This window comes from Enterococcus sp. 4E1_DIV0656 (assembly GCF_002140695.1).
Taxonomy (GTDB): domain Bacteria; phylum Bacillota; class Bacilli; order Lactobacillales; family Enterococcaceae; genus Enterococcus_D; species Enterococcus_D entomosocium.
The window spans coordinates 849,944-870,824 of record NZ_NGLF01000002.1; the positions used below are offsets into that span (position 1 = coordinate 849,944).

Sequence of the window (20,881 nt, forward strand, 5' to 3'; positions counted from 1 at the left end):
TTCTCTGTTCTCACTATAACAAGGAACAAAAAAAGTTGCGAACAATATGCTTACTTTTTGTAAGTTACCGATTTTAAAGCGAAAAAAACACTTTCCCGAACAAAAATTCAGGAAAGTGTTTGGTCTTTAAAGATAGATCCCCTTACGATGGAGATTCACTAAGCATTCTTCCAAGTATGCTTCATCATGTTCTGGATAGATCGGCGTAGTCAAAGGGACGGCTTGAACGGATGATTCCAGCGGCAGATTTTTGCCACGATACGCCGGATCGTACCATTCAGGTGCTGGCCGATAGCCTCGACGAGTCATTTCATCCAGCACTAACTGATGGTATTGAAACAATTTATAGGGTGGATGAGTAAAAACGTAATCGACGGTTGCATGCTTCTTGCCCCAGCCTAACCCTCGTAAGGCTGCTGCTTCACGATGCTGGCCTAACAGCTGCTGCCGAGGCAAAGCAAGTATCAGTGCTTCATGCCATAAGCGCATCGGTTCAGCCTCCTTTATTCTGCGTCTTGGCTGATGAAATTGTCTTGATTTTCAATAACGATCTTGCCGACCGCATGATGTGTCTCACTCAATGCGTGGGCATCGTAAATTCCTTGTGCCGTCAATGGGAAGGTTGCACCGATGACACTGTTGACTTTTTCCGCTTCGATCAGCTCTGTCAATTCTGCCAATTGTTTGCCGTTGGTTCGTAACCAAACTGCTTTGGCGAAGATGTCTTTTTCTTTTGCCAAGTCTTCGTCTTCAATACTCAAAATCGAGATCAGACGGCCCTTAGGTTTTAAGACAGTGAAACTTTTCTTCTGGGTGTCGCCCCCCATCGTATCAAAGACCAAATCGATGTCTTGCAAGACTTCTTCAAAATCTGTCGTGTGGTAATCGATGATCTCATCGGCACCAAGTTTTTGCAATAACTCATGGTTACGTGGACTAGCCGTCGTGATGACGTAAGCGCCAACTGCTTTGGCCAGTTGGATCGCATAGGTACCAACTCCGCCTGCTCCGGCATGGATCAAGACTTTTTCCCCTTCTTTTAAACGACCGTGTTCAAACAACGCTTGGTAAGCAGTCAAACCAGCTAATGGCACTGCAGCTGCTTCTGCGTAGTTTTGGTTTTCTGGTTTAATCGCTGCTAACTCAGCATCCACGATGGCATAATCAGCATACGTCCCAAAACGAGTCGTTTCAGGGCGGGCATAGATTGCATCACCAACTTTGAATTCTGTCACGTCAGCGCCTATTTCTACGATATCCCCTGCGACATCCCATCCTAAAATAATTGGGAAGTCCCATGGAAACATTTGTTTCAAATAGCCTTCTCTTAATTTCCAATCGATTGGGTTGATGGATGTTGCGGCAACTTTGACTAATAATTGATTTGCTTTTAATTCTGGTAATTGGACCGTTGCTTCTTTTAATTGGTCTTTTCCACCATAGGCTTCAATAACGACAGCACGTGTTTCCATTGATGCTTCACTCCTTACATTCATTCTTCATCAAAGAGAGGTTCCTGTTTTTCCATCCCTTGATTTCTCACTTCCCTAGCTTAGGCAAAAGGAAGAAATTTGACAAATGATATGTTTGGAAACTGCCGCAGCCACCTGGCCATTCCTCCTGCTAAGCCTTGAAAGAAACGGGTTTATTTTTTCTTCATTTTTTTATTGCCTTTTCTTTAAAAATCAATTACGCTACTCAAGAAATACGAAATTGTAAAGAAAGAAGGAATTGATGAATTGAAAAGGTTGTGGGTATTTTTTGGCGGTGTGATCGGCATCACCGCATTGCTGTTTTTCGGTGCTTCGGTGTTAACGAAAGAATCGGGGGCAGCAACGTCGTCTGACAAAAATACAGTGATTATTTACAATTGGGGCGAATATATTGACCCCGAATTGATCAAAACATTCGAAACTGAGACTGGTTACTCAGTGATTTATAATACATTTGACTCCAACGAAGCGATGGAAACAAAAATCAAACAAGGCGGCTCACGCTATGATTTGGTTTTCCCTAGCGAATCGATCATTCCGAAAATGATCGAAGAAGGACTGTTAGTGCCTTTAGATCATCAGAAATTGACGGGAACGGAAGATCTGTCGCCTTTTTTGATGGATCAAGCCTTTGATCCAAACAATACCTATTCGATCCCCTATTTTTGGGGCACGATCGGGATCATGGCAAATACTGAAGAAGTCGATGTTTCTTCGATCCATGGCTGGGGGGATTTATGGAACCCTGCATTTAAAAATGATGTATTGATGGTGGATGGTGCTCGCGAAACCTTAGGAATCGCGTTACAGACGCTCGGTCTTTCCCAAAATGAAAAAGACCCGACCAAAGTCGCCAAAGCCTTGAAGAAGCTGGAAAGTATCCGTCCCAATGTCAAAGCAGTTTTGACCGACGAGATCAAAACCTTGATGATCAACAACGATGCCCCTTTAGGAATCGGGTATTCGGGCGATGCCGCTTATGTGATGGCGGAAAATCCTGCCGTCACCTATATCGTTCCCAATGACGGCGGTGCGATTTGGACAGACAATTTTGCGATCCCGAAAACCGTTGGTAATCTTGAAGGAGCCTACGCCTTCATCAATTTTATGCTCCGCCCAGAAAATGCCGCACAAAATGCCGAATACGTAGGCTATGCCACGCCGAGTGAAACGGCCAAAGCCATGCTACCGGCTGAACTGACTGCTGACAAAGCTTTCTACCCTGAGCCAAGTGCGATGGAACAAATGGAACATTATGAATACTTAGGAAAAGAAGCGGTTGAGCTTTACAACGACCTTTTCCTTGAATGGAAGTTGGGATTATAATTGTCACTATTACTAAAATCTGAACACATCTTTGATACCAAAACGAAAACGACTTTTGCGGGCTTTCTCCTGATAGAAGACCAGAAAATCACGGCTGTGGGTCCTCTTTCAGCGCTGCCAACACTTGCTGAAGACACCCAGGTCATTGATCTCAAAGAACAAATGATCATCCCGGGCTTTATTGATGCTCATGTTCATTTTTATCTTTCCGCATTACTCCATCAAGGGGCACTGACCCATCTTACGGGAGTGACAGAAGAAGCCGTTGCCCAGCAAGTGCCCGCGCTGCCCATCACCCATGGATGGAAAATCGGCATCGGCTGGTTCAGCAGTGATTTCGGTCAGCAAGTCTACCCAACGAAAGATTCGATCGACAACTATTGTGCCGACACGCCTGTCATGCTGATTTCCGGTGATGCCCACAGCATTTGGTTGAATAGCCAAGGGATCGCTGCTTTAGGGATCACACCTGAGAACTTGCCAACGGGGATCAGCGGGGAGGCATTGCTTGACGAAAACAGCGGACAATTAAGCGGCTGCTTTTTAGAAGCGATCGCCATTCATTATTTAGCAAAGGTCTTACAGTCATTCCAAGCTCAAAGCCCTGCTGCGTTTTTGACCTATATGAAACAGCTCAATCAATACGGCATCACGACGATCGGCGATGTTGCCTTGACAGGAGAAAGCTGGGACGATTTGGTCTACCCCAATCTTTATCGACAAACGGAAGCAGAAGCGACCTTGCGCGCTGTCTTTTATCCAGCCATGCGAGAAGACATCACACAACTAAAAGAAACTTACCGTACGTATCGCTCCGAAAAAGTACAAATGGGCGGCGTCAAACAATTTTTTGACGGCGTGACGAGTACTCACACCGCTTTTTTAAAAGCGGAATATGAAACACCGTATTTTGCTGGTGATGTCGGGATGCCGTTGATCGATGTTCAACGGATGCGCCGCTTTATATTACAAGCTAACCAGCAAGACTGGCCGATGCGCATCCATACCATCGGTGATGAAGCGATTCGACAAGCACTCCTCTTTTATCAAGAAAGTGCTGCTGCTCACCCGCTTTCTAAAGGAAAAGCCAATACCTTGGAACACTTGGAAGTGATGGATGCCGCCGATTTGCCACTAGTTCGCCAAGAACAACTGGTACTCTCCGTACAGCCTAGCCATTTATTAGTCGGTTATGAGACCCTCGATGAAGAAGTAGGACCTCAGCGTGCCAGTCAAATGTTTCCTTTTCAATCCTTTCTAGAGCAAGGTGCCACCTTGGCTTTTGGGACTGATACGCCGGTCGTGATCGACGTGCCCCCTTTAGACTCGCTGTATTATGCGGTTGCTCGGAAAGAAAAAAATGGCCAGCCAGCAGGCGGATTGATGCCACAGGAAAAAATCACCATCGCCGATGCCCTCTATGCCCACACCGCAGGCGCCGCCAAAGCCTTGAGTCGGCAAGATATCGGTCAATTAGAAGTTGGCTGTTTAGCCGATCTTTGTATTTTGTCACAAAACATCTTGCCTTTAACTGCCGAAGAATTGCTTCAAACGACCGTTGAAGCCACCGTATTTGATGGACGATTTGTTTATCGGGGCAACTAACATGAACCCCTGATATGGACCACGCGTGTTTTACGCGTGGTTTTTGTTTTGTACGCGCTGAAATTGATACGCAAAAAAACTCCAGCACTTGTACACCGCAAGTACTGGAGTATTTAATCATAAGCCGTTTCGTTCAATCACTTTTTGATACCAATAGAAACTGTCTTTTTTCTTTCTATCTAAAGTCCCTGTCCCGTCGTCATATTTATCCACAAAAATGATGCCATACCTTTTTTTCATTTCTCCTGTAGAAGCACTGACAATATCAACGGCACTCCAAATCGTGTAACCAATCAACTCGACACCATCATCGATGGCTTTCTCCATTTCAGCAATATGCTTTTCTAAATAATCGATACGGTAATCATCATGAATCTGTCCATCTTCAGCAACAGTTTCTGAAACCCCGATCCCATTTTCCACGATCATCAATGGCAGTTGGTAGCGATCATAAATATCATTCAACGCAATTCTCAATCCTACTGGATCAATCATCGCATTCCATTCCGTCTGCTCTAGATAAGGATTATTTACGCCTGAACCGCCAATCATACTGTGCCCATTTTTGGTAACTTTCTCATCTGCAGAGACACAAAGTGTTAGATAGTAACTAAACGTGTAGTAATCCACTGTTCCCTTAGCTAGGATCGCTTGATCTTCTGGTGCAAACTCGATTGCAAAGCCATGATCAGCAAAATATTTCTTTGCATAATAAGGATATTTCCCTGTGACCTGCACATCGCCACAAAATTTCGAGTGCATATTTTCTTCTTGTTTGGCTAGTAATACATCATTTGGATGGCTAGTATAAGGATAGCGTGGCATATAAGAAATCATACAGCCGATTTTCAGGTCTGGATAATGCTCATGTCCGTAAGCGACAACCTTTGCACTGGCAACAAATTGATGATGCAGGGCTTGGTAGCGTTGCTGTAGATTATCCGGCTGATTGATAAATTCAGATTCACCAACTTGCAGTCCCAGTGATAAAAAGTTTCCGATACTTAAGGTGGCCGTGTTGATTTCATTAAAAGTGATCCAATAGTTTACTTTTTCGTGATAGCGTTCAAACAACACCGCCGCATATCTCGCATAAAAGTCGATCACTTCACGACTCGCCCAACCATTGTATTCTTGGCTCAAATATGCGGGAACATCAAAATGAGCAATGGTTACAATTGGTTCAATCCCGTACTTCCGACACTCGTCAAACACGCGATCATAAAAGGCCAGGCCTTCTTCATTCGGTTCAGCGTCGTTGCCCTTGGGAAAAATCCGGGTCCAGTTGATAGACATGCGGAAAGCTTTAAATCCAGCTTCTGCAAACAATGCAATATCTTCTTGATAATGATGATAAAAATCAGTTGCTTCGTGGCTTGGATACAACAACTCTTCTTCAATTTTTGCTGTGATTTTCCGAGAAGTCGTATGGCTGCCACCGCTGATCAAGTCAGCACAAGCGAGCCCTTTTCCGCCCTCATTATAGCCGCCTTCATATTGGTTTGCCGCCGAAGCGCCGCCCCATAAAAAATGTTTTGGGAAACTCATTGCTGTCATCCTTTCTTCTTTCTAATGGTTAAAAAATGGCTAATAACTGATCGCCAGCTTTAATTTCTTGATTTTGGGCAAGTGCCACAACATCTAAGAAGTCTGCCGTATTGGTAACAGTGATCATAACGGTATCTTCATACCCTGCCTGAGCGATTTTTTCTGCATCAAAGTGCAATAATGTTTCTCCCATAGTGATTTGATCACCTTCATTGACTAGTCGTTCAAAGGCACTTCCTTGCATATTCACCGTATCAATACCGATGTGGATCAGAAGTTCAATCCCCTCGGTACTGGTAAGTCCAATCGCATGATTTCCTGGAAAAACGGCAGAAACCTGTCCCGTAAATGGGGCAATCACCTGTTGATCTTGTGGCTTAACAGCAATTCCTTTGCCTAATGCCAATGAAGCAAACGCCTGATCATTGGTTTCTGTCAATGGAACGGCAGTTCCTTTTAAAGGTGATAATACAATTTTTTCAATCGCTGATTGTTCTTTCTTCGTTTCAGAAGAAACATCAGTTGCTTTGGCTGTCACATCTTGCGCTCCAGATTTGACTGCTTGCGGCTGATTATTATTAGGAAAATCTGCATCTTTGACCATGACCCAGGTGTAAGCAAAGGCAATCGCAAAAGTAATCAACGAGCCGATCAGCGCATGAAACACACTGCTGTATGATGGAAGCGCCACAAATGAAGCAATGACTACTGGCGTATTGATTTTCATCAAACCAAAATAAAGTCCCCCAGCAGCACCCCCAAGGATCATTCCGACAATCGGTTTTTTCAGACGTAAGGTTACTCCGTACAAAGCAGGTTCAGACACACCCATCAAGGCAGTAATTGCCGATGAAAAACTCACTTGTTTAAATTCCGTATCCTTAGCTTTGATTCCAGCCGCTAAACAAATCGCTGCTTCGGCAGCCAATCCAAGCAGCATACCAGGGACGATCAAATCATCATACCCGTACGTTGCCAAAGAAGTTAATAAAATAGGGGTCAGCGTCGTGTGCATGCCCGTCATTACTAGCAATTGAGCAAAGGCACCCATAAACAAGACGGCTAACGGACCAAAATTGTTTGTTAAGTAGTTCAAAAACTGTGACACATAGTTGCCGATCGTCACACCTAATGGTCCGATTAGCAATAGAGCCAGCGGTGTGATCACGATGATGGCGATCAATGGACGTAGAATAAATTTGACACTGTTCGGTAAAATCCGATCGGCGAACCGATAGACATAAGACATAACCCAGACACTTAATAAAACTGGCAAAACGGAGGCATTGTAGCTCACATTCGGTACGAGCAATCCAAATAATGTGATTCCTCCTTCTTGGCTAAGAAGGGCCGTCAATCCTGGCATCACAAAAATCGCTCCGACGTAGCTTCCTAAGAAAGGATCAATTTTCAATCGTTTGGCCACAGAATTTCCTAAATAAACGGGAATGAAAAAGAAGGCTGCTTGCGATACTTGATACAATACGAGATACGTATCGTCAGTTGCAGCTAAAATTCCTGATAACTCCAATAGTGAAAGGACCACTTGCAGCATTCCTCCAGCTGCTATGATTGCAATCATCGGTGTAAAACAGCCTGCGATAAAGTCAAGGAGTCGTGAGATGATCGATTGATCGCTACTGCTTTGATCAGCCGTCGTTTCTGTCGTCGGTAGTTGAGCGTATACACTCGATACATCTGGCCCAATAATCACTTGGTATTGACCATTTCCCTGAACGAGTCCAGTCACTCCTTTTAACTGTTTGATTGCTTCACTGTCAGCTTTTTTGTCGTCGGCCAGCGTGAAACGCAGTCTTGTTGCACAATGGGTCACGTGCTGGATATTTTTACCACCGCCGACATTTTCATAAATTTCATTGGCTAGTTGTTTATAGTCCATTGTTTTTCTCCCTTTCTCCTTGTTCCGTCAATTTCTGGATATGGAGTGATAGATAAATTTCTTCATTTTCTGAGATGTTGATATCATACGTATTTTTGATATAAACCTTGATTTTTTCCACACAGTGAAACGCTTGCGGATACATCTTCTCAATTTGTGCATAGAGCGTCGACGCTTCATAGCTGGGAAGTGTATGATTGATCACATTTTGTGCAAAATAGTGCAGATGCGTGACAAAGCGAGAATAATGGAAACTATTCTCATCAAAATTTTGTTTGTACTCATACTTTACGATCGTCAGTACGTCTTCTATAAATTTCGCGATTTGATTGGTAACCGCCATATCCTTCTTTTGTGATTGGACATTTACAAAATGCAATGCGATGGAGATCGCTTCTTCTGTTGGTACATCGATCGTTAGTTCTTGCTCCATAAGTTGGACAGCATACACCCCAATGGCATATTCATCGGGATAAAATCGCCGAATATCCCATTGCAAAGGACTATGAAAAGTCATTTGCTGCTTGATACGATGAACAGTGAAATCAATATGATCCAGCAAAGTCAAATAAATATAGTCGCTGACTGCTAAGCGATAATTCTGTTTGGCATAAGCCACGATTTTAGCAACGATCGCTACGTATTTCGGATCGCACTTTCCTAATTGATAGCTAAAATGTTCCAACATTGCGTGAGTATCCAATACAAAAATCTTTTCAAAATCTTGTTCTTCTACATCATCTCCTACCTTCTTATTGAAGCTGATGCCTGTAGAAAATCCGATAATTTCATTGCTGCCTTTCTTTAGTAAGACAACATTATTATTTAAAAACTTCTTTATTTTCATGATTTCCTCCACCTTAAAAACACTAAAAAACCTCATACTCCACCCTTGGTGGAATATGAGGTTTGCCTTCTTACAGTAACACGCCTCTTGGTCACAGCACTTCTGTAACCGTTATCTAATTACATCGGTATCATAGCACTTCAAAAAAAACTTGTCAATCGCTTCCTTAAATTTTTTCGCACGATCGTTAAGCCCCCGTTGAGCTTCTCACAAAAGCTATTTTTGTCAGACTGGTGTTTTAAGAACAACTTTTGCTTTTTTTATCCCCAAACCAACAACTTGCCGGCACAATAAACAACAATCTTCGTGCTTATGCAGCGCTTGAATCATCGTTTCTTTCTACAAACCATTTTTTGAGGGGAAAATGTCTCAATAACACGCAAAAACGAAAATAGATTCTCTTCTCTACTTTTGACACCTATCTTAGCTATTCCTCGATTGGTCTATTTGTTTAAATTTCAAAACAAAATCGCTCTCATTTTTTGTCCTTCTATGCTGGAAAGCAAGTAGCAGTAACTTTATACATCTAGGTTCCTTCGTCTTTCCTTTCAAATGCGCATTGGTCTATTCCACACCTCCCTTTATCCCTCAATCTTTTCTTAAGCGTTTGAACAATTTCTTAATAAAATAACTAACAAAAAATAAAGTTTTACTATATCTCTTGAATGTAAGCGGTAAATTTGTTATTATTACGAAGGATAAGGAGGTGTTTATCGATTGTATGCGATTAAAATCTTTCATGGTTATCTAACCGCCGAAGGAAAAAGAACACGGGACAAAACAATTGCATTGACCTATACTTGCAGAGAAGATGCTGAACGTTTCGCAAATAAAATCGGCGGGAGAGTTAAAAAAATTGGCTAACCAACTAGAATAAAAAAGGCTGTCAACCTCAGTAGGTGACTGCCTTTTTTTGTTATCTGATTTCTTTTAACTCTTTTCGCGGTACTAACTTTTTACATAACCGCCCCTATCCTTTCGTTGTCGAATCACGCTGTGAAGCAAGTTAGTTGGTTTTGACGCCTTGAGTCTTTATACTGAAACAAAGGCACCAGCCAATCCAAAAAAAGGAGTGACCTGTCCATGTGCGGCCGATACTTATTTGATCCATCAACTGGCGAATTGTCAGAATATTATCAAGAAGCCGCGGCGAAAGCCCGCAAGCGCCAACAGACTGTCGCTATCAATGATGTTTTCCCCTCCAATCACGTCGTAACCATCGGTGCAAATCAACAACAACAAGTTGTAGCTGGTGTGACAAGATGGGGCTTTACCGGCTTTAAAAAAGGGCATTTGATGATCAATGCGCGTTCTGAGACCGTTGAAGAGAAACCGACTTTTCGCCAGCCTTTCCAAGAGCATCGCTGTGTCTTTCCGATGTCTGGTTTCTATGAATGGAATCATGAAAAGGAAAAGTTCCTCTTTTCGCAAGATCACGTGATTTATGCTGCTGGTTTTTATCGCATCCTTCAAAAAGAGGATCAGATCGAAACCGAATCAATCATTCTAACGACTGCCGCGAACGATTCTGTTGAACCAGTCCATGATCGAATGCCTCTGTTCTTAGAAAAAGAAGCGATTGCTTCTTGGATCAATGACTTGGCTTTTGCTCGCCAACAACTCAAAGCAGAAATGCCCAAGCTGAAAACCCAATTGCTCTCTTCTTAACTGCTTGCTACTTCTTTTTCAGCAGAACAAAAACCGCCAAGTCAGCTTTGATTTGGCGGTTTTTTTCTACTTCTGCTTTTTCTTAATAAACGGTGAAGGTCTTGCCAGTCATGATTCCAAAGACTGCTTTTTGATACGCTGCAAAAACGGGTGCGTCACCAACGGGAATAAAGCCTTTGAAAGAATCGGCGAAGGTTTCCCAAGAGCCCACAAGCGCATTGGGACTGACTGCATTGATTCGTATCCCCTGACCGATCTCAAAAGCTGCCGATGCCACGAAGGCTTCTAAACCGCCGTTGACCAGTGCTGAAGGCGTGCCCATTGGGATAAATTCGTCTTTGATAATTCCAGAAGTCAGCGTGATACTGCCACCTTCATTGAGAAAATGCTGGCCAATCAACGCAAGGTTGACTTGTCCTTGCAGCTTCGAAGCCACCGACTGTTGAATATCTGCTGGCGTCAATTCCTCAAAGGGTTTAAACACTGTGCTTCCCGCAGCGGAAACAATGGCATCCACTTTCCCAGTAGCTGCAAATAGCTGGCTGACACTGGCTGCATCCGCAATTTCGACTTGATGATCGCCGCTGCTACGGCTAGCCGTGATCAGCTCCACCTCTGGTAGCTGCTGAAAGCCTTCAACTAAAAGCTGCCCAAGTGTGCCGGTATGTCCAATCAAAAGTAATTTCATTTGCTCGCCTCTTTTTTTGTTTTGTGTTTCGATTCTAACCCAACCAAGCGATTTCGACCATTCATCTGCTTTTCCTGCTTTTTAGGTCTATTCTTGCCCTTGTCCATTTGTTCCCCTACTACCTGCGTAGTGATTGGAATCACCTATCACGAAAGCAATTGACAACTTTCTCATCTTGTTCTAAGATACTACTAATTTCATACACATGCAGTGAGAAGAAGAGTACGATCCCCCCTTTCTTTCAAGAGAACTCGGAACTGGTGGAAACGAGTAAGGAAGACGATCCGAAAATGACCTTTGAGCATTCGTGGACGAACAATCCCCGACGGAGAAAGCCCGATAGCGCAATGCAGTTTATTTGATGAACTGACTGAGGTTTTTTGTTTCAGCAAAAAACAAACGAAGGTGGTACCGCGAAATGATCGTCCTTCCCAAAGACTATTCTTTGGGAAGGCTTTTTTTATAAAAAAGGAGGAAAAGTTATGAAACGAAAGATTCGATTGGGTGTGGGCTTTGGTTTATTGTCCTTAGTTTTATTTGCCGGTTGTGGCAATCAAGAAGAAGTAACGGGAAGTGCCGAGGAACAGCAGACAGAAATCAGATTGGGGACGACACCAGGGCCTTACAGCGAACTGTTTCTCAAAGGAATCAAACCGATTTTAGAAGAAGCTGGCTATACTGTGACGGATATTGGCTTTACTGGGGTCTTGGAAGCGGACATTGCATTGAACGATGGCGAGATCGACTTAAACGTCGATCAGCACACCGCCTATTTAGAAAACTTCAATGAAAACACGGATGCCGATTTAGTGGGTATCACACCAATTCCTACCGTTCCAGCCGGCTTGTATCCTGGCAGAAAGGACAGTTTAACAGCGATTGAAGCAAACGATACCATCGGGATCCCCAATGATCCGTCAAATAGTGCCCGGGCCCTGTTGCTGCTACAAAAAGCCGGCTGGATCGAGCTTGACTCCGAAGTGGCGCCCATTGACGCGACTTTGAGAAACATTACTAACAATCCTTATGACCTGGACATCGTCGAGATGGATTCTGCCCAAATCCCCCGCAGCTTAGCAGATTTAGACTATGCGGTGATTCCCGGCAGCATCGTTTATAGTGCTGGAATCGCTGCAGAGGAAAGCCTATTAAGTGAAGACATTTTGCAAGAATATGAACTGGTGGCAACGGTAAAAAAAGCCAACAAAGATAGTGACTGGGCACAGGCAGTGGTGGCAGCTTATCATTCTGAAGCCTTTAAAGAACTGCTGGCAGAAGAGAATCAAACGGGTTATTGGTTTATTCCTGAAGAATTGCAATGACCGCTTCACAAGTAGCAATAAGCAGCAAATATCGTCGTATTTTTTAAAGAAGCTTCTATTACTATAGAAGGAAAAGACATGACTACTATTGATTAGTGGACCATTCCCCGTCTGAATCTTTGTAAAGGAGGTCAAAAATTGAATATTCAACAAATGCGCATCGTGCAAGCGATCGCTGACCATGGAAGTTTTCGTGAAGCAGCCAAACGGCTGTATCTTTCGCAGCCAAGTCTTTCCCAAGCCGTGAAAGAGTTGGAAACAGAATTGGAGGTCCAGCTTTTCGAGCGTACGAATCAAGGCGCCCGCTTGACTGCCGAAGGCTCGGAATTTCTAGACCATGCCCAGCCGATCTTGAGTCAAGTGGCGCAGCTGCAAACGCGTTTTTCCAGCAAGCAAGCAGCGAGTCAAACCTTCGCTATCGCAAGCCAGCACTATGATTTCACGGCTGGAATTTTCAGTGAGCTGCTGCAGGAATTTCCCGACTGCCGCCAGTTTCGCTTATTAGAAACCACGACCTTAAAGGTGATCACGGACGTGCAACAATATCGAAGTGAATTTGGGATCCTTTATTTGAATGAGCAAAACCAAGCAGGATTGGAACGACTGCTGCAAGGCGCCCAATTGTCCTTCGAGGCGTTGGGACGGTTTCGCCCCCATGTCTTTTTGCGAGCAGCTCATCCCTTGACAGAAAAAAGGCAGCTTTCCTTAAGAGATCTCGCCCCTTATCCACAAGTACGCTTTTTGCAAGAAGATGAACGCTATTCGTTCTTCTCAGAAGATTTGATCGACTTCGCTCAAAGCCCTCAAGTGGTGCATGTCAGCGATCGAGGCACGATGGTCCAGCTATTACAACAGACGGATCTTTATGGAACCGGCTCGGGGATCGTTGCCCAACCAGAACGCCAAGACTTGGCTTTTCTTCCTTTGATCGACGCGTCCGAGGGTGAGATCATCCTCATTAAAAAGAACGATCGCCCGTTATCAGTGATCGGCGAGCGTTTCTTAGCAAAATTACGGCATCATCTTACAGCTTTTCCTATTGATATATAAGCGAAGGCCTCCTCTTCCAACTCCCCATAGATGATTGGCTGCTCCTTCGCATTATATAAAAAATCCTTGAGCCACTTCCCATGCAGGAGGCTCAAGGATTTTCTTTTACGGTTAACATTGTCGGCAATCACCGCTGATTACAGCTGCTCTGCCTGCATTTGATACATTTGCTGATAGATTCCTTGCCCTTGGACAAGACTCGAATGGGTTCCCCGTTCCACGATCTTCCCTTGATCCAAGACCAAGATTTGATCTGCTTGTTTGATCGTTGACAAACGGTGAGCGATCATAAAGGTCGTCCGTCCTTTTTGCAAGATGGTCATCGCCTTTTGAATGATGGATTCTGTTTCAGTGTCCACATGGCTCGTCGCTTCATCCAGAATCAAGATTTTCGGATCAAACACCAATGCACGGGCAAAACTGATCAGCTGGCGTTCTCCACTAGAAAACTCATTGCCTTTTTCAACGACTGGATGATGGATGCCTTTTTCGTAGCGGCTCAAAAGGTAGTCAGCGCCGACTTGTTTCAAGGCATCGATAATCATCGCTTCGGTGATCGTTGGATCGTTCATTCCGATGTTGCTGGCGATCGTTCCAGTAAATAGATAGGGATCTTGCATGACGATCGCCATTGAATCTCTTAAACTATGACGATCAAAATCAGCGATCACTTGTCCATCCACAACGATTTTTCCGTGCTGCGGATCATAAAAACGGAACAACAGGTTCAAAATACTCGATTTTCCAGAACCAGTATGACCGACTAGAGCAATGGTCTCTCCTGCGGCAACGTCAAAGTTGATATCGTGCAAGATCGCTTGCTCAGGATCGTAGCCAAAGGTCACCTGTTGGAAAGAAACATCGCCATTCGTGACAGTCAGCTGCTCACTTTGTTGTTTTTCAACCGGCTGATCAGCAAACTCAAAGACCCGCTGTCCGGCAGCCAATGATTGCTGCACATTGGTGATGGTTTGGACAAGCCCTTCGATGGGATCATACAGGCGGTTGATGTAATCAATAAAGGCATACAGCAAGCCTGCTGAGATCGCCAAGCGGCCATCAAGGAAAAAGGCGGCCAAGGTCGTGATCAAAAGCAAGATCGTTGAGTTTCGCAACAAATTGCCTAATCCCCAAGCGATACTTGAATCGAGTAAGAGGTATTTACGTCCAGTTTTGAACCATTTCTCTACTGTTTCATTAAATTCTTTCTGCAACTGCTTTTCTCGTTGGAAGGCTTGGATTATCGCCATTCCTTGGACAAATTCATTTAACTGCCCACTGATTTGTGAGATGTATTCCCGCATTGCTAAATTGTAACGAGAGGCATATTTGGTGTAAAAATGCTGCCAGATTCCTAAAATCGGGATCAGGATCAGCATCGCTGCTCCTAAGGTGCGGTTCAAAAGAAATAATGCAATAAACGCACCAATGATTTGGATAATGTTGCTTAACAAATTACTGATCACGATCACGTAGAAATTAGACCGCAAGACTTCGGTGTCATTCGTGATCCGTGCGACGACCTTGCCGGCTGGAATCTGGTCAAAGTAAGAAACCGGTAATTTGTGCATATGGTCAAAAAGCTGATCCCGCATTTTTTTGACAATACTGTTGGACATTTTTCGCAATTGCAGCAAGCTGATATAACGAAAGAGAGAACCAATCAAATTGACCAGCAAATACCCAGCGAGTAATTGGATCAAAAGCATCGTGTTTAGGTTTCTGCTGTCAACCGCCGGTGTCATCACTCGGTCGATCAGCTGTTTGGCAATCAGTGGTGAAGTCAGTTCGAGCGCTGCTGCCAACAACAGCAAGATTGCGCCCACGGTAAATTGTTTTTTATAATAGCTCAAATACGTGAGCAAACGCTTAATCGTTGAGAACACTTGTATCGTCCTCCTTTAACTGTTGATGGTAATACTGTTCTTGGTACCAGCCTGGCGTTTCGATCAACTCCTGATGGGTACCACGCTGTGTGATCCGTCCGTCTTCTAAGACGATGATTTGATCCGCTTCGGTGATGGCGGACAATCGATGGGTCACGATGATGGAGGTCGGTGCCTGCTTCATCGTTTTCAAATTCGTGATGATGGCTTGTTCCGTTTTGGCATCAACTGCCGAAAGGGCATCATCCAGTAAGAGGACTTCACTGTTTCGTAAAAACGCCCGTGCTAAGGACAAGCGTTGTTTTTGTCCACCAGACAGGGAAACGCCTTTCTCACCGACGACCGTTTCGAGCCCTTCTGGCATCCGCTTGATGTCTTCACTAAAGCAAGCGGCTTCCAGTGCTTCCCACAACACTTCTTCGGAAGCATCTGGCTGTCCGAATAGCAAGTTCTCGCGAATTGTTCGTGAAAACAAGGTATGTTCTTGCGGCACTTCTGCAAAGTGGTTGCGCACTGCTGTTGTTTGATAGGTCGTCAACGGCTGCTCGTTAATCAAGGGTACTTGATCAGAGTATGGATAGCGGTGACCGAATTGTCTTAGCAGCGTCGTTTTTCCGCTACCGGTCTTCCCAACGATCCCTAAGACTTCTCCACGAGTGATCGTCAAATCCAGTCCTTCTAACACATAACGAGCTGCTTGTGGGTATTGGAAATGGTATGCTTCAAAACGGATCGTATTGATGGCTTGCAGGTCGGCTTCACCAGGAGTTTCTAATTCATCACCCGTCTGCAGCACTTCATTGATCCGACGCCAGGATGCGGCACCTTGTTGCATCACATTCACAAGATCTCCTGCTGAGATCATCGGCCAAACGACCATTGTCAAGTACACTTGGAAAGAGACCATCGCACCGATGGTGATTGTTTGGTTGGCAACAAGAAACGCCCCGACACCAAAGCTCATCACAAAACTGATCGCTAAGATGATGGTAATCAGCGGCCCGAAACGGGAATCGATCTCAGAAACGATATTGTTTTTTGCTCTTGTTTCCAGTGTTTTCTTTTGAAACTGTTCAGTGGTAGCTCCTTCTAGTCCATAAGCTCGGACGACCCGAATGCCATCAATGATCTCCAACACTTCACTATTCATCTCAGAAACAGAATTCTGCGCTTCCGTAAACGCCTTATCGACTTGTGAGCCCCATTTGAAAATGTAATAGGCTAAAAGCGGCATTGGAATCAAGGCAATCAAGGTCAATAGCCAAGAAACCGTTCCAGCCATCATCGCCACGATAAAACTTAGATACAAACTAGTATTTAAGAAAACCATCAGTCCATACCCAACGGTCATCCCCATCACTTGGACATCGTCACTGGAACGAGTCATTAAATCGCCTGTTCGGAAACGATGGTAAAACGGCGCCCCCATTTTAAGAAAGTGGCTCATCAATTGTTCCCGTAATTGTTTTTGCAAATCGTAGGAACCAATAAATAAATTAAACGTCCAAACAAATTCGGCCAGATATCCTAACAAGATAGCTCCGGCAAAGAGGGTCACGTATTGGACCAGTACCGAATAATCAAAATTATCTTGGATCAGCGCATCAATGAATAAGCGCAAGATATAGATTGGTGCGACATACATCGCACTAGCAATCACCATAAAGACGAATACGAAGGTATAGCGCACCTTATGTTCTTTAAAATACGTTGTTAATTGTTTTAATACATACTTCATGTTTTATCCCTCACATTCTAAAAAAGTACACAAAAAAGCTCTGTCCCTTCGGAAAAAGGACAGAGCATAAACGTCGTTATTATAGACATTATCTGTACACTAATGGTTACCGAATGAGGGATTCACTTTATTCAATTTGGTTGTTTTTTTATCAAATACTTTTTGCATCGTAATCCCTCCTTCTCTTTTTATTTTGCTGACTACACCTAACACTTTACAGATAAGTTTCTGAGAATGCAACAACTTTTATTAATTTTCTTTAAAAAAGATTGACTTTTCTAAAAACACAGATGTGAAAACAGCCCTTTTTAACAACCTTTTTTTGAAAACGAATTCCTGTTTTACCCCAAGAGTTGCAACGATTTTGGCTAAAATAAAAAAACAGATGCCCTTCTCTTCAACAAACGCTGTTTGATCAGCACACTTAGTTGAAAAAAAGTTCCTCTGTTTTCTTACTACCTGTTTATTCTGTGACAGATGCTAGGCGATAGGATACTGTTCGTCCAAAAGGAAACACTTGCACCCCTTGCAAACGATCTGTTTTCAAATACGCCACCGCCCCTTGATATAACGGCAAAACGGCTGTATCTTCAACGATCAATTGTTTTTCCAGTTCTTTCAATAAGTCCCAACGGGCAGCTGGGTCGTTTGCTAAAGTCGTCCGTGCTTCTGCTAACCCTTGATCGTAACTTTCACTAGCATACCCAGACGTATTCAAGCCACCTGTTGAATCATAAAATTCTAAGAAGTTGATCGGGTCCGCGTAATCTGGTGTCCAAGTCCCAAAGACGAGATCAAATTCACCTTGGGATTGCAAGTCCAAACGGTTTTGTAAAGGAATCGACTTGGCATCGATGGTTAATCCCTGCAAATTGGTTTCTAACTGCCCTTGGACAAACTCGATGGTTTTCTTGGCTGCTGCTGTATCTGCTGACAACAGTTCCAAAGTGATTTCCTCTTGTCCCAACTCTTCTTTGGCTTGTGCCCAAAGCTCTTGTGCGGCTGTTAAATCGTACGGCAGTAAATCGCCATTTTCTTCACGAAAATCTTGGTCTGTTTCAGGATCTTTGGCAAAGTTGCTTGGCACAAAGCCGTTCAATGCAGTGGACCCATCACCTAAGATATTTTCGGCAAATGCCTCTTTGTCGATGGCTTGTAAAATTGCTTGACGTACCTTGACATTGCCTGTGACTTCTCGTTTTTGGTTGGCACTTAAATACCCCACCAGCGCCTTTGGCACATAGTTGGCTTGAGCTGAGTTTTGGTATTGCTGCGCGTAAGTATCCGTTAAGGTGGTGTAGTCCAGTTCTCCTGTTTCAAAAAGGCTGACACCAGTCGCCGTTTCCTTCACTACTTGCACGTCGATCTTGGTCAATTGGACATTCTCAGCATCCCAATAATCAGGATTTTTCGTTAACGTCCATGATTCGTTGGTCCCGTTCCACCCTTCGATCAAGAATGGGCCATTGCCGACAAAATTTTCCGCTGATAACCCATAATCGGCACCTTTTTCTTCAGCAAACGCTTGGTTTTTTGGCATAAAAGGTGTCCCGACCAAAATTTGATCCAGATACGAGATTGGACTTGCCAATGTCAGCTCTAACGTCTGCTGGTCCAATGCTTTTGCACCTAACTCACTCACCTCAGCGTCCCCTTGACGCACTTGACTGCCATTTTTCAACACATCCATTTGATTACTGCTACTAGAACCATTCTCTGGATTAGCAACATATTGAAAGGCGTAGACAAAATCATCCGCAGTAACAGGATCGCCATTGCTCCATTTTGCATCACGAATGGTGAAGGTATAAACCAGTCCGTCTTCTGATACCGTAGGCTCTTCAGCGGACATCGCAAGCTCAGGATCCCCCTCTTGATCCAGACGGTATAACCCTTCTGCCACTTGTCCGATCATATCGGAACTATTGACATCCGTGTATTGTCCGCTATCAAGGGTTGATAAGGCGCCAGCGGTTGACACTTGAATTTCTTGCGCAACGGCTCCTTGCTCCTCTTGCTGTCCAGAATCCGTCGTGGGGCTCGTGGTACTGCAGGCACTTAAAACCAATACTGTGAAAGCAGTGATACCCATCATTTTCTTTTTCATTTTTCTCCTCCTTGCGTGATCCTCTTTCTTACAATACGTCAACGACATACTTGAAAACCGCTTGTTCTTGTATAAGCGCATCATAGGCAAAATCAGGATGCCATTGAACCGCCAACAAGCGCTGACCCACGTGTTCAATGCCTTCAATGATGCCATCAGGACTCCAAGCTGTCTTTTGCAATGGACGAGCCAATCGATCCACCGCTTGATGATGAAAGGAATTAACCTTTGTTTTTTGACCGTAAACACGAGCCAACATGCTTTTTTCAGCCGTCACGATGGCATGGGTCGGCACTTCTTTCGGAATCGGCGCCTGCATATGAATGATCTCACTGAAGGTACTGATGTCTTGCTGCAGCGTGCCACCGAATGCCACGTTGACCAGCTGCATTCCCCGACAAACCGCAAAAATTGGTTTCTTTTGCAGCAGCGCTTCATCGATCAGCGCTAGTTCAAACTCATCCCGTGCCAACAAGCCGCTTCCAGTTGCCTGATGGGTCTCCTGCCCATAAAACTTGGGTGAAACATCTTGTCCACCAGCTAATACCAGTTTATCGATCTGTGAAACATAGTCCTTGGCTGCAGCTGGCTCACTGATTGGCACGAGCAATGGCAGTCCGCCCGCTTGCTGGATCGCTCGCACATACCCTAATGGTGTGTAGGCGATCGGCAAATGATGCAGCACATCGCCAGCATCTTGCACTTCATTCGCAGCGATCCCTATAATTGATTTGCCCATCGACATCCCTCCCTGATTAACGATTTTTTCAGAAAAAAGCGGTATCTAGCAGTTGAACAAGGCAAGCGCCGCACTTTTTCTCAAGATATGTTTCAACTATTCTAAACCAATCCGCACTTTTTGTGAAACACTATTTTCACTTTCGCGATCATTTATTACAATCACCATTCTATTTAACCCCCTCTTTGATAAGCAATAAAGAACACCGCTAGTCAGATATAGTTGAATTTTACCAATACTTTCTCTACGTAAAAAAACATGCGAGAAGCCGTTGCTTTCCGCATGTTTCGTCATTAAAATAATCGATTGTCTTTTAAAAACTCCAGCATCTGTGTTTTTAGGGGATCTTTTTCATTACGGATCGACTTTGTTTGCGTTGTTTCATCAAGTGTCGATGGCCGCTTTTTAGGAAAAGGCGCCGCTGGTTCTTCTGCCAACTCTAAGATTTGGAAGCTATCCACCACCACTTCTGCCGCACAAAGTCTCTGACCTTCTGGTGTTTCATAAGGACAGCCTTGCAAGTGTCCATTGATTTTGATACTTGCCCCTTTTTGAGTATACCGTAAAAAGGTCTCTGCCTGCTTTCCATGAATGACGCAAGCAAACCATTCATGGTGCACTTCTTCACTGTTTTGCCATTGAGACACAATGACAAGATCAAAACGTACGCCCTGATCGTCCGCCGCATCAAACGCTTCTTTACTAGGCATCTCTGCGATTTTCCCAGTAAGAACCACTTTATTCATTGCCACGTTGCATCCTCGCTTTTCTCTCATTTCTTGAGTGATCTTAACTTATGCGACCTATTCTACCACATTCCAAAAAACAAGCAATCAAAGGTCGAATGGCTTAAGAAATGCTTTGAACAAAATGAACCAACTCAAAGAATTCGTCTGATCCTGCCAATAATGTGCGATTTTCTGACTGAAAACTTCTCTTTGCTCCACACAGCAAAAAAACAATT

Annotated in this window: 17 protein-coding genes and 1 other annotated feature; of the genes, 6 read left to right on the plus strand and 11 right to left on the minus strand. The window is 44.0% G+C overall.

Annotation, left to right across the window (positions count from 1 at the left end; genetic code table 11):
• Positions 1 to 126 precede the first annotated feature (126 nt).
• Together A5882_RS17285 and A5882_RS17290 are read right to left on the minus strand one after the other, a co-directional pair.
• Positions 127 to 489, minus strand: a complete 363-nt coding sequence (locus A5882_RS17285; protein ID WP_005234536.1) for a TIGR02328 family protein — start codon at positions 487 to 489, stop codon at positions 127 to 129.
• Between the two features lie 14 nt (positions 490 to 503).
• A complete protein-coding gene (locus tag A5882_RS17290) occupies positions 504 to 1,472 on the minus strand; it encodes an NADP-dependent oxidoreductase (RefSeq protein ID WP_034878421.1) in 969 nt (322 codons plus the stop codon).
• Between the two features lie 267 nt (positions 1,473 to 1,739).
• Here A5882_RS17290 and A5882_RS17295 point away from each other — a divergent pair, with 267 nt between their 5' ends.
• A complete protein-coding gene (locus A5882_RS17295; RefSeq protein WP_061054440.1) occupies positions 1,740 to 2,819 on the plus strand; it encodes a PotD/PotF family extracellular solute-binding protein in 1,080 nt (359 codons plus the stop codon).
• The gene (locus tag A5882_RS17300) at positions 2,820 to 4,424 is read left to right on the plus strand and encodes an amidohydrolase (RefSeq protein WP_086373199.1); all 1,605 of its coding nucleotides are present in this window, start codon (positions 2,820 to 2,822) and stop codon (positions 4,422 to 4,424) included.
• Between the two features lie 117 nt (positions 4,425 to 4,541).
• Here the strand turns inward: A5882_RS17300 and A5882_RS17305 are convergent, their stop codons facing one another.
• Genes A5882_RS17305 through A5882_RS17315 form a run of 3 tightly spaced genes read right to left on the minus strand, consistent with a single transcriptional unit; the run spans position 4,542 to position 8,719 of the window.
• The gene (locus tag A5882_RS17305) at positions 4,542 to 5,972 is read right to left on the minus strand and encodes a glycoside hydrolase family 1 protein (RefSeq protein WP_086316434.1); all 1,431 of its coding nucleotides are present in this window, start codon (positions 5,970 to 5,972) and stop codon (positions 4,542 to 4,544) included.
• Positions 5,973 to 6,000: 28 nt separating this feature from the next.
• On the minus strand, positions 6,001 to 7,872 hold the full coding sequence (locus tag A5882_RS17310; protein ID WP_086297655.1) for a beta-glucoside-specific PTS transporter subunit IIABC: 1,872 nt from the start codon (positions 7,870 to 7,872) through the stop codon (positions 6,001 to 6,003).
• Positions 7,862 to 8,719, minus strand: a complete 858-nt coding sequence (locus A5882_RS17315; protein WP_034872360.1) for a PRD domain-containing protein — start codon at positions 8,717 to 8,719, stop codon at positions 7,862 to 7,864. The genes A5882_RS17310 and A5882_RS17315 overlap by 11 nt, the downstream gene beginning before the upstream one ends.
• 717 nt (positions 8,720 to 9,436) lie before the next feature.
• Here A5882_RS17315 and A5882_RS19905 point away from each other — a divergent pair.
• On the plus strand, positions 9,437 to 9,583 hold the full coding sequence (locus A5882_RS19905) for a hypothetical protein (RefSeq protein ID WP_005234527.1): 147 nt from the start codon (positions 9,437 to 9,439) through the stop codon (positions 9,581 to 9,583).
• Between the two features lie 219 nt (positions 9,584 to 9,802).
• Complete coding sequence (locus tag A5882_RS17325) at positions 9,803 to 10,387, plus strand: SOS response-associated peptidase (RefSeq protein ID WP_005234526.1); 585 nt, start codon at positions 9,803 to 9,805, stop codon at positions 10,385 to 10,387.
• 82 nt (positions 10,388 to 10,469) lie between these two features.
• Here the strand turns inward: A5882_RS17325 and A5882_RS17330 are convergent, their stop codons facing one another.
• Positions 10,470 to 11,075 carry a short chain dehydrogenase gene (locus A5882_RS17330; RefSeq protein ID WP_086316436.1) on the minus strand — a complete coding sequence of 202 codons (606 nt, stop codon included), beginning with the start codon at positions 11,073 to 11,075 and terminating at the stop codon, positions 10,470 to 10,472.
• Positions 11,076 to 11,276: 201 nt separating this feature from the next.
• Positions 11,277 to 11,508 (plus strand) — a binding site (T-box leader).
• A gap of 49 nt (positions 11,509 to 11,557) precedes the next feature.
• On the opposite strand from A5882_RS17330, the gene A5882_RS17335 reads away from it, so the two are divergent.
• Together A5882_RS17335 and A5882_RS17340 are read left to right on the plus strand one after the other, a co-directional pair.
• Positions 11,558 to 12,397 (plus strand): MetQ/NlpA family ABC transporter substrate-binding protein, encoded by an 840-nt coding sequence (locus A5882_RS17335; protein ID WP_086373200.1) that lies wholly within the window; start codon positions 11,558 to 11,560, stop codon positions 12,395 to 12,397.
• Positions 12,398 to 12,535: 138 nt separating this feature from the next.
• Entirely contained in the window at positions 12,536 to 13,447 is a 912-nt protein-coding gene (locus A5882_RS17340; protein ID WP_008379185.1) for a LysR family transcriptional regulator, read from the plus strand.
• A 137-nt stretch (positions 13,448 to 13,584) separates the two neighbouring features.
• Here A5882_RS17340 and A5882_RS17345 read toward each other — a convergent pair whose 3' ends face one another.
• The 5 genes from A5882_RS17345 to ssb form a co-directional block, all read right to left on the minus strand.
• Positions 13,585 to 15,333: an ABC transporter ATP-binding protein gene (locus A5882_RS17345; protein WP_008379188.1), complete on the minus strand. Its 1,749-nt coding sequence runs from the start codon at positions 15,331 to 15,333 to the stop codon at positions 13,585 to 13,587.
• A complete protein-coding gene (locus A5882_RS17350) occupies positions 15,317 to 17,071 on the minus strand; it encodes an ABC transporter ATP-binding protein (RefSeq protein ID WP_005234510.1) in 1,755 nt (584 codons plus the stop codon). Before A5882_RS17350 ends, A5882_RS17345 begins: the two co-directional genes overlap by 17 nt.
• Positions 17,072 to 17,534: 463 nt before the next feature.
• Positions 17,535 to 19,178 (minus strand): peptide ABC transporter substrate-binding protein, encoded by a 1,644-nt coding sequence (locus A5882_RS17355; RefSeq protein WP_086373201.1) that lies wholly within the window; start codon positions 19,176 to 19,178, stop codon positions 17,535 to 17,537.
• A gap of 28 nt (positions 19,179 to 19,206) precedes the next feature.
• Positions 19,207 to 19,917, minus strand: coding sequence for a gamma-glutamyl-gamma-aminobutyrate hydrolase family protein (locus tag A5882_RS17360; protein ID WP_016621451.1), 711 nt, complete (start codon positions 19,915 to 19,917; stop codon positions 19,207 to 19,209).
• Positions 19,918 to 20,210: 293 nt separating this feature from the next.
• Entirely contained in the window at positions 20,211 to 20,693 is a 483-nt protein-coding gene (ssb, locus tag A5882_RS17370) for a single-stranded DNA-binding protein (protein WP_016621453.1), read from the minus strand.
• Positions 20,694 to 20,881: the final 188 nt, after the last annotated feature.